Genomic DNA, 20,676 nt, shown 5'->3' with positions numbered 1-20,676 from the left:
CAATTTGCGCGCGATAATATCACACTTGATTTGTTACGCACGGTTCCACCAGCCACTTCTGCCAGCTGGCCGTTACCTGAGCACGTTCATGAGCAAAACAGTCCAGCGCCACGTGCCCCGGCTGCTCCTGCAGCGCCAAGTGGTGAAGCTCATCGCGCAGCGTCGTATAGGCGCGGGTTAAGGCCTGCGCCTCCTGCTCGTCCATGATGTCGTTTTGCGCCAGCAGCTCCAGAATGCGCACGTTATCGGACCAGCGCGTCAGCTTCGGCTTGTCGTGGGCGTGCAGCAGCACCAGATACTGGGTAATGAACTCAATATCGGTAATCCCGCCCTCGTCGGCTTTAATATCAAAGCGATCGCGGTGTTTATTGCCGAGATGCGCGCGCATTTTCTCGCGCATTTCGCGCACTTCAGTTTGCAGCGTGCTGCCATCACGCACGGTGGTCATAACGTCCTTACGGATGACGTCAAACTGCGTTTTGAGCTGCGGATCGCCATACACCACGCGAGCGCGCACCAGCGCCTGATGTTCCCACGTCCAGGCTTCATTCTTCTGGTAATCGGCGAAGGACTCCGTCGAGGTCACCAGCATGCCCGCCGCGCCGGACGGACGCAGACGGGCATCCACTTCATACAGAATGCCCGACGAGGTGCGGGTACTGAACAGGTGCATGATGCGCTGCGCCAGGCGCAGGTAGAACTGGCGCCCGTCAATTTCACGCTCGCCGTCGGTCATTACGTCAACCGGGCAGTCGTGCAGGAAGATTAAATCCAGATCGGAGCTATAGCCCAGCTCCCAGCCGCCAAGCTTGCCGTACCCCACGACCGCAAAGCCGCGTCCTTCACGTTCTGCCAAATGTTTCGGCTGGCCGTAGCGCGCCACCATCTGCACCCACGCCTGATGGACCACGGCGTCGATGATCGCCTCTGCAAGCCAGGTTAAGTGATCGCTCACTTTCATCACCGGCAGCGTTCCGGCGATGTCAGCCGCCGCCACGCGCAGCATCTGCGCCTGCTTAAACTGGCGCAGCGCCTCCAGCTGTTGCTCTTCGTCTTCTTCCGGCACGCGCAGCAGATACTGACGCAACTCGTCCCGGTAGGCATCCGTCGCCGTGGGCTGATACAGCGTGTTCGGATCGAGCAGCTCATCCAGCAGCAGCGGGTAACGCGCCAGCTTGTTGGCCACCATCGGCGACGCGGCGCAGAGCGTAATCAGGTGCTTCAGTGCCCCCGGAAACTCGCTCAGGAGTTCCAGATAGGTGGTACGCGTGATGATCCCGCTCAGCAGCGGCATCATGCGCGACAGCGGCACCGGCGCGTCCGCCCGCGAGCAGACCTCGCTCAGCAGGTGCGGCATCAGGTGATCCAGCACCTGACGACCTCGCGGGCCGATGGCGCGTTTGTTCAGCTCAAGACGGAAATCCGCGATCAGCGCCACCACGCGATGGCGGGCGTCGTCGGTTAAGTGCGTCAGCACCGGCGTGGTGTCATCTTCCTGGAGCGCATCCTGCCACAGCTCGCGCCAGTGCTCGGAAAGGGCATCGTCCGGTGATTCACTTTCGTCATCACCGATCAGCTCGTTAAAGATGCGGCGCACGCCTGCCATATGGGCATCCAGCCGTTCGGTTAACGCCGCCCAGTCGTCCACACGCATGCCCCAGGCCAGGCGCGCCCGGTTAAGGTCATCGCCCGGCAGGGTCTGGGTCTGTTCGTCGTTGATGCTTTGCAGCAGGTTTTCCAGACGACGCAGGAAAAGATAGGCCTCGCGCAGGGTTTGCGCGTCGCCGTCCGGCAGCAGGTGCAGCTGCTCGATGGCGCTCAGCGTCGGTAACAGCGAGCGGGACTGCAGGGACGGCTCACGGCCACCGCGAATAAGCTGGAAGACCTGGACGATAAATTCGATTTCACGGATGCCGCCCGCGCCGAGCTTGATGTTGTCTTTCAGGCCGCGACGGCGCACCTCACGGGCGATCATCCCTTTCATATTACGCAGGGACTGGATCACGCTGAAGTCGATATAGCGACGGAATACGAACGGGCGCAGCATGGCGCGCAGCTCGTTGGCGTAAGCGTCGTCGCTGTCGCCCATAATCCGCGCTTTAACCATCGCATAGCGCTCCCAGTCGCGCCCCTGCTCCTGGTAGTAATCCTCCAGCGCGGCAAAGCTCAGCACCAGCGGTCCGCTGTCGCCAAACGGGCGCAGGCGCATGTCCACGCGGTAAACAAAACCGTCCTGCGTCGGCTGATCCAGCGCCTTAATCAGACGCTGACCGAGACGGGTAAAGAACTGGGCGTTGTCCAGCTCGCGACGGCCGCCGCGCGTGGAGCCGTTCTCGGGCCAGGCAAAAATCAGGTCGATGTCGGAGGAGAAGTTCAGCTCGCAGCCGCCCAGCTTGCCCATCCCCAGAATCAACAGCGGCTGAGGAACCCCTTCCTCGCTGCACGGCGTGCCCCACTCTTTACAGCAGGCGGCGTAGAGCCAGTCGCGCGCGGCGACAATCAGCGTTTGCGCCAGCTCGCTTAGCTGCTGCAGCGTGCTCTCTTCGCTCACCCGCTCCAGCGCCTGAGCCCAGGCAATGCGCACCATCACCCGACGGCGGAACTGGCGCAGGACGCGCATCAGCGTGGCTTCATCCGCAACGTCTTCGAGTGCGGTTTGCAGCCAGCCGGCGTAATGCCGCCACTCGTCCGCCTGCGGCGGCACGTTCTCAAGCTCTGCCAGCCAGTCCGGGTTGGCGGTGATGCTTTCCTGCACAAAATCACTGAAGGCGAGCACGCTCTTCGCCTGCTCGCTTAACGATGACGCCGGTAATGACTCAGGCAGACGTTCGCAAACGGTCTGCCACTGCTGCTGTAACGGTGAAGAAAGCGGCATTATAGGGGTTCCTTGCCAGAGTTAACGTTTTCCGCTGTGCAGCCAGAACGGCTCCTGCGAAATGGCCTCGTTACGGAAATGCTCAATCTCAATATGCTGGCGGGTTTCAATGGCATGCTTCAGCCCCTGCCAGTTTTCCAGCCAGGCCTGGGTTTTAACGCCGTCATAAGCGCCGGAAAGCAGCAGCATGCTGTCGATGTTGCGCGACAGACGGGGAAGCTGATCGCCATACTGATCGCCGAGCGGATACGCAAAGGTACTCTTCAGCTCGGCGGCATGACGGGAAAGATGAATATCCGCGAAACGCTTAAAGTTTTCCGCGATTTTGGCTTCCGCTTTCGCATCCAGGAAGGCGCGCCAGCCGCGCGTCACCAGAAACTCGGTCAGCGCCAGTTTTGCCGAAGCGGCTTGCGGGCTGTAGATCGCCGTTTGCGCCGATACGTCGGAGAGCATCAGCGTTTCGGTTTGCGTCAGCAGGTCACGTAAGTGAGCGCTCGCTTTGCGAGGAACAATACCGCCGAACAGCGTCAGGGTATGGCGCACCAGGGCAATCGCCGCCAGCACGTGGGATTTCGCGTTTTTCACATTTCGCACCCACAGCTCTTCATGGTACTGCCACTGAGAAAGCGCTAGCTCCAGCGCGGCTTCCAGCCCCTGTTCAACGCTGGCTTTTGGCGCAACGTGCAGGATGGTCGTCTCTTTCAGCACGCGCGGCGCATTTCCGGCGGCCAGATGGTAACCCCGCGCGGCTTTACTCAGGCTTCCCTGACGCAGTCCGGAGTGGTTCACCAGCCTGCGCGCCAGCTTCAGCACGTCATTCGCGTCCCCTTCCAGCAGCTCAAGCTCGAGTTCACAAATCGGCTCCTGGAACTCACCCGCCTTCACGTCGCCAAGATCGAGGGCGATTTCGATGCGGCTTTTGCCTTCCGTCACCAGCCATTTTTCGCGCCAGAAATCAGTGCTGAACAGCGGCTGCACCTGTTCCGCCAGCGTGGAAGGCAGTTCGCCATCCGGCCAGACTTCCGTCGGGAAACGTTCCAGCTCAAGTTCTGGCTTGCTGATGTCGATATTGTATTCCGGGCGCTGATGTAAACCGCCGACCACGCGGCCGGCAATTTTCATCGTCATCTCGTAGCGCCCGCTCGCGCCGCGGATGCGCAGCCCCATATCGTGGCGACGCAGCCAGTTGTCTGGCGTTTCGTAATAGATATTAAGCAGTTGTACCGGTGCATGGTGTTCGCCGGAAAGCGTATGCAGATGCTGGCGGAGTGCGTCAACGCTGTCTTTTTCGACGATAAACTTTAATTCGATTTCTTGTGCCATAGCCTTGTACTTTTGCGGGCGTCACAGACGCGTCAATGAGGGCGAACTTCCTCGCCATTTGTTTGTCAGTACATAGTATTTTGCGCCAAATTGCCATGCAATGAGCAATTTGTCGGGCGTAAATCTGTAGAGTCGTGACACAGATGATTCTGATTGCTGACGAATGCTTTGCGTAGAGACACTGTTGCCACTACTATCGTTCCACTATTTATGAAAATAACGACTAATGATGCTTAAATTACGCCTGATTGGACTTACTTTACTCGCTTTTAGCGCCGCAACCGCAGTGCACGCTGAAGAGAAGCGTTACGTTTCTGACGAACTGAACACCTGGGTACGCAGTGGCCCCGGAGATAATTATCGCCTCGTGGGCACGGTGAATGCCGGCGAGGAAGTCACCCTGTTACAGACCAACGCGGACACCAATTACGGTCAGGTGCGCGACAGTACCGGCCGTACGTCCTGGATCCCGCTGAAAGAGCTGAGCACCGTGCCAAGCCTGCGCACGCGCGTTCCCGATCTGGAAAACCAGGTGAAGACCCTGACCGACAAGCTGAACAACATCGACGGCACCTGGAACCAGCGCACCGCTGAAATGCAGCAGAAAGTGGCGCAAAGCGACGGGGTGATTAACGGTCTGAAAGAAGAGAACCAGAAACTGAAAAACGAGCTGATTGTCGCGCAGAAGAAAGTGAATGCCGCTAATCTGCAGCTCGACGACAAACAGCGCACCATCATCATGCAGTGGTTTATGTATGGCGGCGGCGTGCTGGGCGTGGGTCTGGTGCTGGGTCTGGTCCTGCCGCATCTGATCCCAAGCCGCAAGCGTAAAGACCGCTGGATGAACTAATTCGTCTTCTCTGCCAGACTTACGTATCATTCTGGAAAAGAGAAAACGGGAGAGTTGGGCGTGAAGAGTTATCTGGTCGGTGGTGCGGTACGTGATGCGTTGTTAGGTCTGCCGGTCAAAGATAAAGACTGGGTGGTGGTTGGCGCTACCCCTGAAGAGATGCTCGACGCGGGCTACCAGCAGGTAGGCCGCGATTTTCCCGTGTTCCTGCACCCGAAAAGCCGTGAAGAGTATGCCCTGGCGCGTACCGAGCGGAAATCGGGCTCGGGCTATACGGGCTTCACCTGCTATGCCGCGCCGGACGTGACGCTGGAGCAAGATCTTCTGCGCCGCGATCTCACCATCAACGCGCTGGCGCAGGACGAGGACGGGCAGATCGTTGACGCCTATGGCGGTCAGGACGATCTGCGCAACCGCCTTTTACGCCACGTCTCTCCGGCGTTTTCTGAAGATCCGCTCCGCGTGCTGCGCGTGGCGCGCTTTGCCGCGCGTTACGCCCATCTCAGCTTCCGGATTGCCGATGAAACAATGGCGCTGATGACCGCCATGACCGAGGCGGGCGAGCTTGAACACCTGACGCCAGAGCGCGTCTGGAAAGAGACGGAAAATGCCCTCACCACGCGCAACCCGCAGGTCTTTTTCCAGGTTCTGCGCGACTGCGGCGCGCTGAAGGTGCTCTTCCCGGAAATAGACGCGCTGTTTGGCGTGCCTGCCCCGGCAAAATGGCACCCGGAAATTGATACCGGCGTGCACACGCTGATGACCCTGAGCATGGCCGCCATGCTCAGCCCTGAGGTGGACGTGCGCTTTTCCACCCTGTGCCACGATCTCGGCAAAGGCTTAACGCCAAAAGAATTCTGGCCTCGCCACCACGGGCACGGCCCGGCGGGGGTGAAGCTGGTCGAGGGGCTGTGCCAGCGTCTGCGCGTGCCGAACGAGATCCGCGATCTGGCGAAACTGGTGGCCGAGTTCCACGATCTGATCCACACCTTCCCTATTCTGAAACCGGCCACCATCGTTAAGCTTTTCGATAACATCGACGCCTGGCGCAAACCCCAGCGCGTCGAGCAAATCGCGCTCACCAGCGAAGCTGACGTGCGCGGTCGTACCGGTTTTGAAGCGTGCGATTACCCGCAGGGACGCTTACTGCGCAAAGCCTGGGACGTAGCGAAAGCGGTGCCCACGAAGGACGTTGTCGAAGCGGGATTCAAAGGGCCGGAAATTCGCGAAGAGCTCACGAAACGGCGAATTCAGGCGGTGTCGGACTGGAAGGAAAAGCATTGCCCTCAGCCGAAAGACTGAGGGCCATCGGTCAGAAGAAGACCACGTACACCGCAGCCGCCACGATAAAGCGATAGATCGCGAACGGAATAAACGAGATACGCTTAATCAGCTGCAGGAAGGTTTTAATGGCAATCAGCGCCACGATAAACGCGGTGATGAAGCCGACGGCGAACATCGGAATGTCGCCAGCCGTCAGGAAGTGATAGCTCTTATAGACGTCGAGTACGGTGGCGCCCATCATCATCGGCACCGCCAGCAGGAACGAGAACTCTGAGGCGGCGTAACGGCTTACGCCCATCAGCATCCCGCCGGAGATGGTTGCGCCTGAACGCGAGAAGCCCGGCCACAGCGCCAGACACTGGAAGCAACCAATGATAAACGCCTGACGATACGTCATATCGTCCAGACCTTCCGCGCGCGGCGTTTTTGGCTTCAGCACTTCCGCGGCGATCAGCAGGAAGCCCCCCACCACCAGCGCGTACATTACGTTAATCGGGTTAAACAGCGATTTGATGGCGTCGTGGAACACCAGGCCCAGCACCACCGCAGGGATCATCCCAAGCAGAATATGGATCAGTGACAGACGACCTTTACTGGCCCCCTCGTGCTGAGGCGGACGGCCAAAATGGATGCCGATCAGGCCAAACAGGCGACGCCAGAACATTACGACCACCGCCAGAATAGACCCCAGCTGGATCACCACTTCAAACGTTTTTGCGGTATCGCCTTCAAAGCCCAGCAGATGGCCAACGATAATCATATGGCCCGTACTGGAGACCGGCAAAAACTCCGTCAATCCTTCGACCACACCCAGTATTGCCGCCACCAGAAGCGAGTGCATATCGCTCATCTATAAACCCCTAAAAAAGATATAAAAAAACGGTCGCCCCAACGGCTACCGTGAAAGATACAGCTTTAAGACCGGTATAACCTAAAATGGTTTAGCAATTATGACGTTAATTCTTGCCTTTCAGATTTGTGCCACGCTCAATAATGACGCCAACGTTGGCGGCGCGCGCCACCGCTCCCGGCTTGCTCAGCTTGATGCGCACCCACGGTGAATTGAATTTTTTCAACAGCAATTCTGCGACTTCTTCCGCCACCCGTTCGACCAGCGCAAAACGTTGCCCTTCAACGTGGGCGATGACCGTTTCACTGATGTCGGCATAGCTCAGACAGTCGTTCACGTCATCGCTTTTTGCCGATTTGCGGTTATCCCATCCCATTTCGATATCGAACACCAGCTTCTGCTCGATGGTCTGTTCCCAGTCGTAAACACCAATTGTGGTGATTACCGAAAGTTGCTCTATAAATACAATATCCATCACGACCTGCCTGCTTTTTGGCTAAACCGGATACCACTTCCGGCGAATTATGCGTATTATCCACAGATGCTGAGAATACAGATACATTTTCAAAACGGAACAGCGTTATGAGTGCAATCGCGCCTGGAATGATCCTCCTCGCCTATCTTTGCGGCTCAATCTCCAGCGCCATTCTGGTCTGCCGCATTGCCGGGTTGCCTGACCCGCGTGAAAATGGTTCCGGGAATCCGGGGGCGACCAACGTACTACGAATTGGCGGCAAGGGAGCGGCCGTAGCGGTTTTGATTTTTGATGTTCTGAAAGGGATGCTGCCCGTCTGGGGCGCCTATGCGCTGGGCGTTACGCCGTTCTGGCTGGGGCTCATTGCTATTGCTGCCTGTGTTGGCCATATTTGGCCCATTTTCTTTGGTTTTAAAGGCGGCAAAGGCGTTGCGACGGCCTTCGGTGCGATTGCACCTATCGGCTGGGATCTCACCGGCGTCATGGCCGGGACCTGGCTTCTGACCATTCTTCTTAGCGGCTACTCGTCGCTGGGCGCCATCGTCAGCGCGCTGATCGCTCCGTTCTACGTCTGGTGGTTCAAACCCCAGTTCACCTTCCCGGTGTCGATGCTCTCCTGTCTTATCCTGCTGCGTCATCACGACAATATCCAGCGCCTGTGGCGTCGTCAGGAGACCAAAATCTGGACGAAGCTCAAGAGAAAGAAAAAAGACGCTCCGAAGGGTTAGTTATGCCTTATAGCCAAATGTGATTTTGGTCACCTTCTGCCTGTGGTAACTGTTAGAGACACAACACAACCACACAAAAAGAAAAATGGCAGAAATCACAGAACCAACTCCCCTTTCAACGGCAGGAAGCACCCCGGATGGCGACATCCAGTGGGTGCGCAGCGCGTCGGACGTATCACGCCTCGTTAATGACGGCTCTCAGGGCCGGGCAAACGCCCGTATCGTGGTCAGTATCGCGCTGGGCGGTATTTTCCTCGATGCCTACGATCTGGGCGCGCTGGCGTTCGGCATTAAAGACATCACCCGCGAATTTAACCTGACGCCCGCCGGGACCGGTATGGTGGCCTCGGCGATTACCTTTGGTGCCATTGTCGGGGCGCTGCTCGGCGGTTACCTCACGGATAAAATCGGGCGCTACCGCGTTTTTATGGCTGATATGGTGTTCTTCGTGGTGGCAGCGATCGCCTGTGCGCTGGCCCCGAACGAATATGTGCTCGCGGGCGCCCGCTTTGTGATGGGGCTGGGGGTCGGGATCGACCTTCCCGTGGCGATGGCGTTTTTAAGCGAGTTCGCCAGGCTGAAAGGGCCCGGAAATAAGGCCTCCAGCGTCGCGATGTGGTGCCCCACCTGGTATGCCGCCATCAGTATCTCCTACCTGCTGGTGCTTTTCTTCTACGCCGTGCTGCCGGAAAGCCACAGCGACTGGCTGTGGCGTTTGATCCTGGGCTTTGGCGCGGTGCCCGCGCTGGTGATTATCGCCATCCGCAGCCGCTATATGAGCGAATCTCCGGTCTGGGCGGCGAATCAGGGCAACCTGAAAGAGGCGGCGTCGATTTTACGCCAGTCGTATAACATCAATGCCCACGTGCCGCAGGACGCGCTCGGCCAGCCCGCACCTGTCGTGAATAAAGCGAAATGGTCAAATTATCTGAACCTGTTCCGCGGCATCTACTTGCGCCGCACTACGCTCGCCACGCTGCTGTCCGTCGTCTCGTCGTTTGCCTACAACGCCGTGGCGTTTGGCCTGCCGGTGATCATCTCCAGCTTCTTTGTCCAGTCGATGCTCACCACCATTCTCATTTCTCTGGCGCTTAACCTGCTGTTTGCCTTCGTCGGCGGACTGCTGGCGGTACGCTACGTACCACGCTTCGGCGCCTGGCGGATGTCGCTTGCGGGTTATGCCTGCCAGCTTGTCGCATTGCTTGGCCTGGCGCTGATTGGCCGACCGGAAGGTGTCTCTGAAGGCGTGCTTGCTGTGGCGATGCTGGCGCTTTTCCTGTTCGGTCAGGGCTTCGGCCCGGGCGCGCATACCATGACGTTCGCCTCCCTGAGCTACCCGACCTCGCTGCGCGGCGTGGGCGTGGGCCTCAACCAGACGCTGATGCGCAGCAGCTCGACGCTGTCGCTGTTTCTGTTCCCGCTGCTGGTGGCGTCGCTGGATACCGCCGTCTTCTGGGTGATTGCGCTGGCGCCGTTTATCGGCCTGGCGTCGCTGCTGGCGATCCGCTGGGAGCCGTCCGGGTATGACGTGGATGCGGAGGACTACCGGTAACGACACATCACTTCGGTGGGTTCACCCCGCCGAAGGTTTCTTATAAATCGTCAAGCAGCGTCCGGGAGAGTTTTTTTAGCGTCTCAAGCTCATCGTCATTCATCCGCATGCTGCAGCGAATCTGGTCCGGCAAAGCCATCACCCGTTTCTTCAGGTCTTTGGCCTTGTCGGTCAGTACAACATTTTTCATCCTTTCATCACCCACAACCGCGATACGGTTGAGAAATCCTTTTGCCTCAAGCTTTTGTACAAGCGGGGTCAATGTGCCCGAATCAAAAAATGTCTTATCGCTGAGATCGCGAAGTGGGATGTTGTCTTTCTCATAAAGCGCCATCAAAACAACGAATTGCGGATAGGTCAAATCCATCTCTTGCAGTAAAGGGCGATACTGGCGAACGAACGCGTTGGTGACCGAGTACAGCGAGAAGCAAAGTAAGTCGTCTAGCGTTTTGTTTTCTTTCATTTTTCTATCAACTCCGAATCGGTTTCCTGAAAAAATTATAAATAATGTTTGACTAAAAGTATCTTGCGCGCAAGTATTATACCAACAACTAAGTAGCGCACTACATAGTTATCTCATCCGATCAAATACGCTTAAAGAGGCACTACCATGAAAACACTAACCGCCATCCTGGTTTCTTCGGTCTTCGCGTCAGCCGCGGCATCCGCTCAAACCACCAATACCCCAACCCCGACCGCAGGCGTACAGGCATTTCTTAATGTTTTGAATTCCGGCAAGGGTAAGCCAATGGAACAGATGACCCCGCAGGAGGCCCGCCAGGTACTGATTGGCGCACAGCAAGGCGCAAAACTGCCGCCCGCTCAGGTCTCTGAAAAAACGATCCAGGTAAATGGCCAGGCGATAAAACTGAAAATAGTGAAACCTGAAAACGCCAGCGGCACGCTCCCCGCTTTTATGTTCTTTCACGGCGGCGGCTGGGTGCTGGGTGACTTCCCTACCCACGAACGCTTAATCCGCGACCTCGTTCGCGCTTCGGGTGCCGCTGCGGTTTACGTCGATTACACTCCGTCACCTGAGGCCCATTTCCCGGTAGCAATTAATCAGGCCTATGAAGCGACAAAATGGGTCGCCGGGCACGGTCAGGAAATTGGCGTGGACGGTAGCCGTCTGGGTCTGGTGGGTAACAGCGTGGGCGGCAACATGGTGGCTTCGGTGGCGCTGCAGGCCAAACAGTTCAATGGGCCAAAAATTCGCTACAACGTCATGCTCTGGCCGGTTACCGATGCGAACTTTGATACTGCCTCGTATAACCAGTTCGAAAATGGCTATTTCCTGTCGAAAAACATGATGAAATGGTTCTGGGATAACTACACCACCAGCGCTGCCGATCGCAACAATATTCTTGCCTCTCCGCTTCGCGCCAGCACCGCGCAGTTGAAAGGCTTCCCCGAAACGCTGATCCAGACAGCGGAGCTGGACGTTCTGCGGGATGAAGGTGAAGCATTCGGGCGTAAACTGGATGCGGCTGGCGTCCCGGTGACCGTCACGCGCTATAACGGCATGATCCACGACTACGGCCTGCTTAACCCGCTGAGCCAGGAGCCAACGGTGAAAGTTGCCCTTGAGCAGGCAGGTGCAGCATTGCATGAACACCTGAAGTAGGATCGTCATTCATCTATAGAGCACGGCCCCGGCCGTGCTTTTGTATTTCTCCTGCCTGGCCATCCATAAGCGACTCGTATGACAGGCTTCATTTCCGCCAGGGCATACTGAAACGTATCCCGATGGTGTGGAAATGGATGCAGCATGTTAGCAGCTCAGGTCACTGATAATACGTATAAAGGCTGGCAGGCGTCGCTTGCCCTGCAGTTTTGTCACACCCCTGAGAAAACCCTCCTGTACTCCGCCCACCACGTCGGGCCGCTCACCGTTCAACGTCCGTTTTACCCCGAAGGGGAAACCTGCCACCTTTACCTGCTGCACCCGCCCGGCGGGATTGTGGGCGGCGACACGCTGGACATTTCCGTTCAGCTGGACGCCAAAAGCCACGCGCTCATCACCATGCCCGGGGCGAGCAAGTTCTATCGCAGCAGCGGCCCACAGGCTCGTCTGAGCCAGCATTTTTACCTCGAGGAAGATTCCACCCTGGAGTGGCTGCCGCAGGACACGATTATTTTTCCCGGAGCGAATGCCGCGCTGCGCTCCGTCTTCCACCTGAAGGCCTCCAGCACGCTGCTGGCGTGGGAGCTGTACTGCCTGGGGCGCCCGGTGATCGCTGAGACCTTTAGCCACGGCACGCTGGAAAGCCGCCTTGAAATCTGGGTTGAAGACGAACCGCGCCTGATCGAGCGTCAGCATCTTAGCGACGGCGATCTCACGCCCGTCGCCGGACGTCCGTGGCTCGGCACGCTGCTGTTCTATCCGGCCAAAGAAGAACATCTCGACGCGGTGCGCGAGCGGCTCGCACCGCTGGAAAATTATGCAGGTGCAACGCTCGCTGACGATCTGCTGTCGGTGCGTTTTCTCTCCGACGACAACCTGATTTGCCAGCGGGTGATGCGCGATATCTGGCAGTCGCTTCGCCCGCTTCTCACTACCAAACCCGCCTGTTCGCCGCGTATCTGGCAGACATAAGAGAAACGTTATGGAACTGACCCCCAGAGAAAAAGACAAGCTGTTGCTGTTCACCGCCGCGCTGGTTGCCGAACGCCGCCTTGCGCGCGGGGTAAAGCTCAATTACCCGGAATCGGTCGCGCTGATCAGCGCCTTCATTATGGAGGGCGCGCGCGATGGCGAAACCGTCGCCTCGCTGATGGAGGCGGGCCGCCACGTCCTGAGGCGCGACCAGGTAATGGAGGGCGTCCCGGAGATGATCCCGGATATTCAGGTCGAAGCCACCTTCCCGGACGGATCGAAGCTCGTCACCGTCCACAACCCGATCGTCTAAGGAGCGCGTGATGATCCCAGGTGAATACCAGATCCAGCCCGGAACGATTGCCCTCAACGTCGGGCGTGAAACCCAACGCGTGGTTGTCGAAAATCACGGCGACAGGCCGATCCAGGTCGGATCGCACTACCACTTTTACGAGGTCAACCCGGCGCTGAAGTTCGATCGGGAAGCCACCAAAGGCTTCCGGCTGAACATCCCGGCGGGCACCGCCGTGCGCTTCGAGCCCGGCCAGAAGCGGGAGGTGACGCTGGTTCAGGTCACGGGGGCGCAGCGCATTTTCGGCTTTCGCGGCGAGGTGATGGGCGAGGTGAAACATGGCTGAGATTTCGCGCCGGGCGTATGCCGATATGTTCGGCCCCACCACCGGAGATAAAGTGCGGCTGGCCGACAGCGAGCTGTGGATCGAAGTGGAAGACGATCTCACGGTCTACGGCGAAGAGGTCAAATTCGGCGGCGGAAAGGTGATCCGCGACGGCATGGGCCAGGGGCAGATGACCGCTGAGGGCTGCGTGGATCTGGTTCTCACCAACGCGCTGATCGTCGATCACTGGGGGATCGTAAAAGCCGATATCGGCGTCAAGGACGGACGGATCTTCGCCGTCGGCAAAGCCGGGAACCCGGACATTCAGCCCGGCGTGACGATCCCGATTGGCGCGGCAACGGAAGTGATTGCCGCCGAAGGGAAGATCGTCACCGCCGGCGGGATCGACACCCACATCCACTGGATCTGCCCGCAGCAGGCGGAAGAGGCGCTGGTCTCCGGCGTCACCACCATGATCGGCGGCGGCACCGGACCGGCGGCGGGCACCAACGCCACCACCTGCACGCCGGGGCCGTGGTATATCGCCCGCATGCTGCAGGCTGCCGATACGCTGCCGGTGAATATTGGCCTGCTCGGCAAAGGTAACGGCTCCAACCCGGACGCCCTGCGCGAGCAGATTGCCGCAGGCGCCATCGGGCTGAAGATCCACGAAGACTGGGGCGCGACGCCCGCCGCCATCAATTGCTCGCTGGAGGTGGCTGACGAGATGGATATTCAGGTGGCGCTGCACAGCGACACGCTGAACGAGTCCGGGTTTGTCGAAGACACGCTGGCGGCTATCGCCGGGCGCACCATCCACACTTTCCACACCGAAGGCGCGGGCGGCGGCCACGCGCCGGATATCATCACCGCCTGCGCGCATCCGAATATTCTGCCCTCTTCCACCAACCCGACGCTGCCCTATACGGTGAACACCATCGATGAGCATCTCGACATGCTGATGGTTTGCCATCACCTCGACCCGGATATCGCCGAGGACGTGGCGTTTGCGGAATCCCGCATTCGTCGTGAAACCATCGCCGCGGAAGACGTGCTGCACGACATCGGCGCGTTCTCGCTCACCTCATCAGATTCACAGGCCATGGGCCGCGTCGGGGAAGTGATCATCCGCACCTGGCAGGTGGCGCACCGCATGAAGGTCCAGCGCGGCGCGCTGCCGGAAGAGACCGGCGATAACGACAACTTCCGCGTGAAGCGCTATGTCGCCAAATACACCATTAACCCGGCGCTCACCCACGGCATCGCCCATGAAGTCGGTTCGATTGAGGCGGGCAAGCTGGCGGATCTCGTGGTCTGGTCTCCGGCGTTCTTCGGCGTCAAACCCGCCACCATCGTCAAGGGCGGGATGATCGCCTGCGCGCCAATGGGCGATATCAACGCCTCAATCCCTACGCCGCAGCCGGTGCATTACCGTCCGATGTTTGGCGCGCTGGGCGCCGCGCGCCACGCTACCCGACTGACGTTTATCTCGCAGGCCGCCAGTACGAACGGCATCCCGCAGCAGCTCAACCTGCAGAGCGCCACCGCGGTGGTGAAAGGCTGCCGGACGGTGAAAAAGGCGGACATGATCCACAACGGCCTGCAGCCGAATATCACCGTCGACTCGCAAACCTACGAGGTGCGCGTCGACGATGAACTGATAACCAGCGAACCGGCTGACGTTCTGCCGATGGCGCAACGCTATTTCCTGTTTTGAGGAGTGATGATGATCTATTTAACCCAACGCCTGGACCACGCGCATCCGATTACCGCCAGCGTCACGCTGCCGATTGACGTGCGGGTGAAAAGCCGCGCCCGCGTAGCGCTGAACGACGGACGCGAAGCCGGGCTGATGCTGCCGCGCGGCCTGCTGCTGCGCGGGGGCGACCTGCTGACGACCGACGACGGCAGCGAGGTCATCGAAGTGATCGCCGCCCCGGAGTCAGTTTCCGTGGTGCGCTGCGCCGATCCGTTCCTGCTCGCCCGCGCCTGCTACCACCTGGGCAACCGCCACGTGCCGCTGCAGATCATGCCCGGCGAGCTGCGCTATCACCACGACCACGTTCTCGACGACATGCTGCGCCAGTTCGGGCTGGAAGTGGCCTACGCCAGCCTGCCGTTTGAACCGGAAGCGGGTGCTTACGCCAGCGATGCCCACAGCCATTCTCACGCTCATTCACATTAAGGATCCATCATGCGCAAGTATTTACCGCTGTTACTGCTGGCTTTTTCCGTTCCCGCGCTCGCGCATCCCGGCCACGGCACGGACAGCTTCCAGGCCGGATTTCTTCATCCGCTGACCGGGCTCGATCACCTGCTGATGCTCACCGGTGCGGGCGTGCTCTCGGCCCTGAGCGGCCGCAAACTCCTGCTGCCGTTTGCCACCCTCGGGATGATGCTTGTCGGCGCCATTGCGGGCAGCCTGCTCGGCGGCTTCAGCGGCATGGAGATGCTGATTATCGCCTCGCTGGCGGTATCCGGCGTGATGATGTTTAAAACTGAAAACCGTCTGCTGCTGGCGGTACCTGCCCTGGCGATGTTCCACGGCTGGGCGCACGGCGTGGAGATGTCCGGCCACAGCTTCTGGCTCTTCACCAGCGGCTTTATGCTCGCCAGCGCCACGGTGCTGTGCGCCAGCTTTGCCGCAGGGCTGCTGCTGCGCCGTCACGACGGCCTGCGTAAAACCTTCGGCGGCGGGCTGATCGTCTCTGCCCTGCTGGCGCTGATGAGCTGATGGAGCACGCCCGCCAGAGGCTGCGCCTGATGCAGCTCTCAAGCAGCAGCCTGCCGGTCGGGTCGTTTACCTGGTCGCAGGGGCTGGAGTGGGCCGTTGAGGCAGGCTGGGTCACCGACGCCGACGCGTTCAAACGCTGGCAAATCCAGCAGATGGAGCAGAGCTTTTTCTGCGTCGATCTGCCGCTGTTTATCCGTCTTTATCAGGCCTGTGAGCAACGCTCTCTTACAAAAGCAAAACGCTGGACGACATACCTTCTCGCCTGCCGGGAAACGCGCGAGCTGCGCGAAGAGGAGCGCAACCGTGGAGCGGCGTTTACGCGGCTGATTAAGAACTGGGAACCTGACTGTCCGCCCGAATGGCTGCCGCTGTTTATGCAAAGCCAGCTCTGCGGCATGGCCTGGCTCGGCGTGCGCTGGGGCATTAGCGCGCGCGAGCTGGCGCTGAGCCTCGGCTACAGCTGGATGGAGAGCGCGGTGATGGCGGGCGTCAAGCTGGTGCCGTTTGGGCAACAGGCCGCGCAGCAGCTGATTATCGAACTGGGCGACCATTACGCCGCCGGGCTTGAACAGGCATTTTTGCGCAGCGACGACGCGCTGGGGGCAGCAACGCCGCTGTCCGCCATCGCCTCCGCGCGCCACGAAACCCAATATTCACGACTATTCCGTTCCTGAGGAGTCAACATGGCTGATTACAAACATCCCCTGCGCGTAGGCGTGGGCGGCCCGGTAGGATCGGGCAAAACCGCGCTGCTGGAAGCGCTCTGCAAGGCGATGCGCGACACGTATCACCTGGCGGTGGTCACGAACGATATCTACACCAAAGAGGATCAGCGCATCCTCACCGAGGCGGGCGCGCTGGAGCCGGAGCGCATCGTGGGCGTGGAAACGGGCGGCTGCCCGCATACCGCCATTCGTGAAGATGCGTCGATGAACCTGGCGGCGGTAGAGGCGCTAAGCGAGAAGTTCGGCAATCTGGATCTGATCTTCGTTGAAAGCGGCGGAGACAACCTGAGCGCGACGTTCAGCCCGGAGCTGGCGGATCTGACCATCTACGTGATCGACGTGGCCGAAGGGGAAAAAATCCCGCGCAAGGGCGGGCCGGGGATCACCAAATCCGATTTTTTGGTGATCAACAAAACCGACCTCGCGCCGTACGTCGGTGCGTCGCTGGAGGTGATGGAGCGCGACACCAACCGCATGCGCGGCGAGCGCCCGTGGACCTTTACCAACCTGAAGGCGGGTGACGGGTTAGCGACGATTATTGCGTTTCTGGAAGAGAAAGGGATGCTGCGGGTGTAGGGCCATAATACCCTCTCCCTGTGGGAGAGGGTTAGGGTGAGGGATTACGCCTCCGGCAGTTCCGCCAGCGGCCAGCGCGGACGCACGGACACGCTCAGGTCGGACGTTGCGCCCGCGTTCAGGCGCACCATTCCGGCGTAAGCGATCATCGCGCCGTTGTCGGTGCAGAATTCCGGACGGGCATAGAACACTTCCCCGCGACGCTTTTGCATCATCTCGGCGAGCTTCGCGCGCAGCGTGCGGTTAGCGCTCACGCCACCCGCCATCACCAGACGCTTAAAGCCGGTCTGATCCAGCGCGCGCTTGCACTTGATCATCAGCGTGTCCACCACCGCATCTTCGAACGCGCGGGCGATATCGGCGCGGGTCTGCTCGCTGTCATCGTTATTGCGAATCGTATTCGCCGCGAAGGTTTTCAGCCCGGAGAAGCTGAAATCCAGCCCCGGACGGTCGGTCATCGGACGCGGGAAGACAAAGCGCCCTTCCGTTCCCTGCGACGCCATTTTTGACAGCATCGGGCCGCCCGGATAATCCAGCCCCAGCAGCTTGGCGGTTTTATCGAACGCTTCACCGGCGGCGTCGTCGATCGACTCGCCCAGCAGCTCGTACTTGCCAATGCCCGTTACGCTAATCAGCTGCGTATGACCGCCGGAGACCAGCAGCGCCACAAACGGGAACTCAGGCGGATTCTCTTCCAGCATCGGTGCCAGAAGATGCCCTTCCATATGGTGAACCGGGATCGCCGGCACATCCCACGCGAAGGCCAGCGAACGGCCAACCGTCGCGCCGACCAGCAGCGCGCCGACCAGGCCCGGGCCTGCGGTATAGGCCACAGCGTCGATATCGTTTGAACTCAACCCGGCCTCTTTCAGCGCCGCCTGAATCAGGGGAACCGTTTTACGCACGTGGTCACGAGAGGCCAGTTCAGGTACGACGCCGCCGTAGTCAGCGTGCAATTTCACCTGACTATACAGCTGGTTGGCCAGAAGCCCTTTTTCGTCGTCGTAAATGGCGATGCCGGTTTCATCGCAGGATGTTTCAATACCCAGTACACGCATGACTTGTTTTACCTCGTTTCAATACCGCGCAGTGTAGAGCCTGGGCGGGTTGATGTAAAACTTTGTTCGCCCCAGGAAGAAGGCTCGTGTATACTCCTCACCCTTATTAAAGTCCCTTTCAAAATCGCATCGGTGCTTTACAAAGCAGCAGCATTTGCAGTAAAATTCCGCACCATTTTGAAATAAGCTGGCGTTGATGCCAGCGGCAAACCGAATTTATTAAAGGTGAGAGTTACATGCCGGTAATTAAAGTACGTGAAAACGAGCCGTTCGACGTAGCACTGCGTCGCTTCAAACGTTCATGCGAGAAAGCAGGTGTTCTGGCTGAAGTTCGTCGTCGTGAGTTTTATGAAAAACCAACGACCGAACGTAAGCGCGCTAAAGCTTCCGCTGTGAAACGTCACGCGAAGAAACTGGCTCGCGAAAACGCACGCCGTACTCGTCTGTACTAATTGGTTGAGGGCCTCAGCCCTCAATTGACAGACAGAGTAATAGTCGTAAGGCCGTGCTTCCGGAAGGAATGCGCGGCTTGTTTTCGTTTATGAGTCACTAAAAATAACGGGGCATATGGCCGGAAGAATCCCACGCGTTTTCATCAATGACCTGCTTGCCAGAACCGACATCGTCGATCTCATCGACGCGCGGGTAAAGCTAAAAAAGCAGGGCAAGAACTACCATGCGTGCTGTCCGTTCCATAACGAAAAAACCCCCTCCTTCACCGTAAACGGTGAAAAGCAGTTCTACCATTGCTTCGGCTGTGGCGCACACGGTAATGCCGTCGATTTTTTGATGAACTACGACAAGCTCGAGTTCGTTGAAACCGTCGAAGAGCTGGCGGCGATGCATAACCTTGAAGTGCCGTATGAAGCAGGCAGTGGGCCAAGTCAGATCGAGCGCCATCAACGGCAAACGCTGTATCAACTGATGGATGGCCTGAATTCGTTTTACCAACAGTCTCTTAAGCAATCTGCGGCTGAGCCTGCGCGTCAGTATCTGAACAAGCGCGGACTGAGCGACGATGTCATTGCGCGTTTCGCTATTGGTTACGCCCCGCCCGGCTGGGACAACGTGTTAAAGCGTTTTGGCGGCAATAGCGAAGATCGTAAGTCTCTCATCGATGCAGGCATGCTGGTCACCAACGACCAGGGACGAAGCTACGACCGCTTCCGCGAACGGGTGATGTTCCCGATCCGCGACAAGCGTGGCCGGGTAATTGGTTTTGGTGGTCGCGTGCTGGGTGATGCCCTGCCGAAATACCTTAACTCCCCGGAAACCGATATTTTCCATAAGGGCCGCCAGCTGTACGGTCTTTATGAGGCGCAGCAGAATAATGCGGAACCTCCGCGTCTTCTGGTCGTCGAAGGCTATATGGACGTCGTGGCACTGGCGCAGTACGACATCAACTACGCGGTTGCGTCGTTAGGGACGTCCACCACCGCCGATCATATTCAACTGCTGTTCAGGGTGACCAACAACGTCATCTGCTGTTACGACGGTGACCGCGCAGGGCGCGACGCCGCCTGGCGCGCGCTGGAAACCGCGCTACCCTATATGACCGACGGGCGTCAGCTACGCTTTATGTTTCTGCCCGACGGTGAAGACCCGGATACGCTGGTGCGTAAAGAGGGCAAAGCGGCGTTTGAAGCGCGGATGGAGCAGGCTCAGCCGCTCTCCACGTTTTTGTTTAACAGCCTGATGCCGCAGGTCGATTTGAGTACCCCTGACGGGCGCGCGCAGCTCAGTACGCTGGCGTTGCCGTTAATCAGCCAGGTGCCCGGCGAAACGCTTCGCATCTATCTGCGTCAGGAGTTAGGCAACAAGCTCGGCATTCTGGATGACAGCCAGCTTGAACGTTTAATGCCAAAACAGGCTGAAAACGGTGCGGTTCGCCCCGCGCCTCAGCTAAAACGCACAACCATGCGTATACTGATAGGGTTGCTGGTCCAAAACCCCGAGCTTGCGCCGCAGGTGCCGTCGCTGGCGGGTTTAAACCACGAAAAATTGCCCGGACTTGGCTTATTTTCAGAACTGGTCAACACGTGTTTGTCTCAGCCAGGTCTGACCACCGGACAACTTTTAGAGCATTATCGCGGCACAAAAGAGGCCGCTACCCTTGAAAAATTGTCGATGTGGGACGATATAGCAGATAAGGACATTGCAGAAAAAACGTTCACCGACTCACTCAACCATATGTTTGATTCGATGCTTGAGCTGCGCCAGGAAGAGTTGATAGCTCGCGAGCGCACACACGGTTTAAGCAGCGAAGAACGCCGGGAGCTCTGGATGATTAACCAGGAACTGGCGAAGAAATAAAAAATTTAACGGCTTAAGTGCCGAATATCGATCGGGAAGCCCCCGGCAGCCGCACTGAGAGGCAGCGGCAAAAATATAAGTACGCCCTCGCTTTAAAGGTTGGCAGCCCCATCGCCGACA

21 protein-coding genes are annotated in these 20,676 nt (G+C 58.7%); 15 read left to right on the top strand and 6 right to left on the bottom strand.

What is annotated here, in order from left to right:
• Positions 1-19: 19 nt before the first annotated feature.
• A complete protein-coding gene (glnE, locus tag SPH27_RS15800) occupies positions 20-2,875 on the bottom strand; it encodes a bifunctional [glutamate--ammonia ligase]-adenylyl-L-tyrosine phosphorylase/[glutamate--ammonia-ligase] adenylyltransferase (protein ID WP_182071625.1) in 2,856 nt (951 codons plus the stop codon).
• A gap of 21 nt (positions 2,876-2,896) precedes the next feature.
• Positions 2,897-4,198, bottom strand: coding sequence for an inorganic triphosphatase (locus SPH27_RS15795; protein ID WP_182071624.1), 1,302 nt, complete (start codon positions 4,196-4,198; stop codon positions 2,897-2,899).
• Between the two features lie 229 nt (positions 4,199-4,427).
• Here SPH27_RS15795 and SPH27_RS15790 point away from each other — a divergent pair, with 229 nt between their 5' ends.
• Entirely contained in the window at positions 4,428-5,048 is a 621-nt protein-coding gene (locus tag SPH27_RS15790; protein ID WP_024906484.1) for a TIGR04211 family SH3 domain-containing protein, read from the top strand.
• A 60-nt stretch (positions 5,049-5,108) separates the two neighbouring features.
• On the top strand, positions 5,109-6,350 hold the full coding sequence (locus SPH27_RS15785; protein WP_039263025.1) for a multifunctional CCA addition/repair protein: 1,242 nt from the start codon (positions 5,109-5,111) through the stop codon (positions 6,348-6,350).
• 10 nt (positions 6,351-6,360) lie between these two features.
• Here SPH27_RS15785 and bacA read toward each other — a convergent pair whose 3' ends face one another.
• Positions 6,361-7,182: an undecaprenyl-diphosphate phosphatase gene (gene bacA, locus SPH27_RS15780; RefSeq protein ID WP_033146670.1), complete on the bottom strand. Its 822-nt coding sequence runs from the start codon at positions 7,180-7,182 to the stop codon at positions 6,361-6,363.
• Positions 7,183-7,288: 106 nt separating this feature from the next.
• Positions 7,289-7,657, bottom strand: a complete 369-nt coding sequence (gene folB, locus SPH27_RS15775) for a bifunctional dihydroneopterin aldolase/7,8-dihydroneopterin epimerase (RefSeq protein ID WP_023333447.1) — start codon at positions 7,655-7,657, stop codon at positions 7,289-7,291.
• Positions 7,658-7,764: 107 nt separating this feature from the next.
• Here folB and plsY point away from each other — a divergent pair, with 107 nt between their 5' ends.
• Complete coding sequence (plsY, locus tag SPH27_RS15770) at positions 7,765-8,385, top strand: glycerol-3-phosphate 1-O-acyltransferase PlsY (RefSeq protein WP_048974922.1); 621 nt, start codon at positions 7,765-7,767, stop codon at positions 8,383-8,385.
• Between the two features lie 85 nt (positions 8,386-8,470).
• Positions 8,471-9,937, top strand: coding sequence for an MFS transporter (locus tag SPH27_RS15765; protein ID WP_048974921.1), 1,467 nt, complete (start codon positions 8,471-8,473; stop codon positions 9,935-9,937).
• A gap of 40 nt (positions 9,938-9,977) precedes the next feature.
• On the opposite strand, the gene SPH27_RS15760 is transcribed toward SPH27_RS15765, so the two are convergent.
• Positions 9,978-10,400: a MarR family winged helix-turn-helix transcriptional regulator gene (locus SPH27_RS15760; protein ID WP_045356087.1), complete on the bottom strand. Its 423-nt coding sequence runs from the start codon at positions 10,398-10,400 to the stop codon at positions 9,978-9,980.
• 147 nt (positions 10,401-10,547) lie between these two features.
• Here SPH27_RS15760 and SPH27_RS15755 point away from each other — a divergent pair, with 147 nt between their 5' ends.
• The 9 genes from SPH27_RS15755 to ureG all read left to right on the top strand — a co-directional run bounded on the left by SPH27_RS15755 (position 10,548) and on the right by ureG (position 17,185).
• Positions 10,548-11,561 carry an alpha/beta hydrolase gene (locus tag SPH27_RS15755; RefSeq protein ID WP_033146672.1) on the top strand — a complete coding sequence of 338 codons (1,014 nt, stop codon included), beginning with the start codon at positions 10,548-10,550 and terminating at the stop codon, positions 11,559-11,561.
• Between the two features lie 144 nt (positions 11,562-11,705).
• Positions 11,706-12,533, top strand: coding sequence for an urease accessory protein UreD (locus SPH27_RS15750; protein WP_182071623.1), 828 nt, complete (start codon positions 11,706-11,708; stop codon positions 12,531-12,533).
• A gap of 10 nt (positions 12,534-12,543) precedes the next feature.
• A complete protein-coding gene (locus tag SPH27_RS15745; RefSeq protein ID WP_006811999.1) occupies positions 12,544-12,846 on the top strand; it encodes an urease subunit gamma in 303 nt (100 codons plus the stop codon).
• 10 nt (positions 12,847-12,856) lie between these two features.
• Positions 12,857-13,171, top strand: a complete 315-nt coding sequence (locus tag SPH27_RS15740; RefSeq protein WP_045404057.1) for an urease subunit beta — start codon at positions 12,857-12,859, stop codon at positions 13,169-13,171.
• Positions 13,164-14,867 carry an urease subunit alpha gene (ureC, locus tag SPH27_RS15735; RefSeq protein ID WP_207167854.1) on the top strand — a complete coding sequence of 568 codons (1,704 nt, stop codon included), beginning with the start codon at positions 13,164-13,166 and terminating at the stop codon, positions 14,865-14,867. Before SPH27_RS15740 ends, ureC begins: the two co-directional genes overlap by 8 nt.
• Before the next feature lie 9 nt (positions 14,868-14,876).
• Complete coding sequence (ureE, locus tag SPH27_RS15730) at positions 14,877-15,335, top strand: urease accessory protein UreE (RefSeq protein ID WP_182073021.1); 459 nt, start codon at positions 14,877-14,879, stop codon at positions 15,333-15,335.
• A gap of 9 nt (positions 15,336-15,344) precedes the next feature.
• Positions 15,345-15,884: a HupE/UreJ family protein gene (locus tag SPH27_RS15725; protein WP_029741751.1), complete on the top strand. Its 540-nt coding sequence runs from the start codon at positions 15,345-15,347 to the stop codon at positions 15,882-15,884.
• Positions 15,884-16,558, top strand: coding sequence for an urease accessory protein UreF (locus tag SPH27_RS15720; RefSeq protein WP_182073015.1), 675 nt, complete (start codon positions 15,884-15,886; stop codon positions 16,556-16,558). Before SPH27_RS15725 ends, SPH27_RS15720 begins: the two co-directional genes overlap by 1 nt.
• A 9-nt stretch (positions 16,559-16,567) precedes the next feature.
• Positions 16,568-17,185: an urease accessory protein UreG gene (gene ureG, locus SPH27_RS15715; protein WP_014071813.1), complete on the top strand. Its 618-nt coding sequence runs from the start codon at positions 16,568-16,570 to the stop codon at positions 17,183-17,185.
• Between the two features lie 44 nt (positions 17,186-17,229).
• On the opposite strand, the gene tsaD is transcribed toward ureG, so the two are convergent.
• The gene (gene tsaD, locus SPH27_RS15710) at positions 17,230-18,243 is read right to left on the bottom strand and encodes a tRNA (adenosine(37)-N6)-threonylcarbamoyltransferase complex transferase subunit TsaD (protein WP_029741753.1); all 1,014 of its coding nucleotides are present in this window, start codon (positions 18,241-18,243) and stop codon (positions 17,230-17,232) included.
• A 236-nt stretch (positions 18,244-18,479) separates the two neighbouring features.
• Between tsaD and rpsU the strand changes: the two genes are divergently transcribed.
• Positions 18,480-18,695, top strand: a complete 216-nt coding sequence (gene rpsU, locus SPH27_RS15705; protein WP_001144069.1) for a 30S ribosomal protein S21 — start codon at positions 18,480-18,482, stop codon at positions 18,693-18,695.
• Positions 18,696-18,810: 115 nt separating this feature from the next.
• A complete protein-coding gene (dnaG, locus tag SPH27_RS15700; protein ID WP_029741754.1) occupies positions 18,811-20,556 on the top strand; it encodes a DNA primase in 1,746 nt (581 codons plus the stop codon).
• Positions 20,557-20,676 lie beyond the last annotated feature (120 nt).

Source organism: Enterobacter sp. A103 (assembly GCF_034427535.1).
GTDB lineage: Bacteria > Pseudomonadota > Gammaproteobacteria > Enterobacterales > Enterobacteriaceae > Enterobacter > Enterobacter asburiae_B.
The sequence above is the reverse complement of the archived record's forward strand: the minus strand, read 5'-3'. Positions and strand labels throughout refer to the sequence as shown.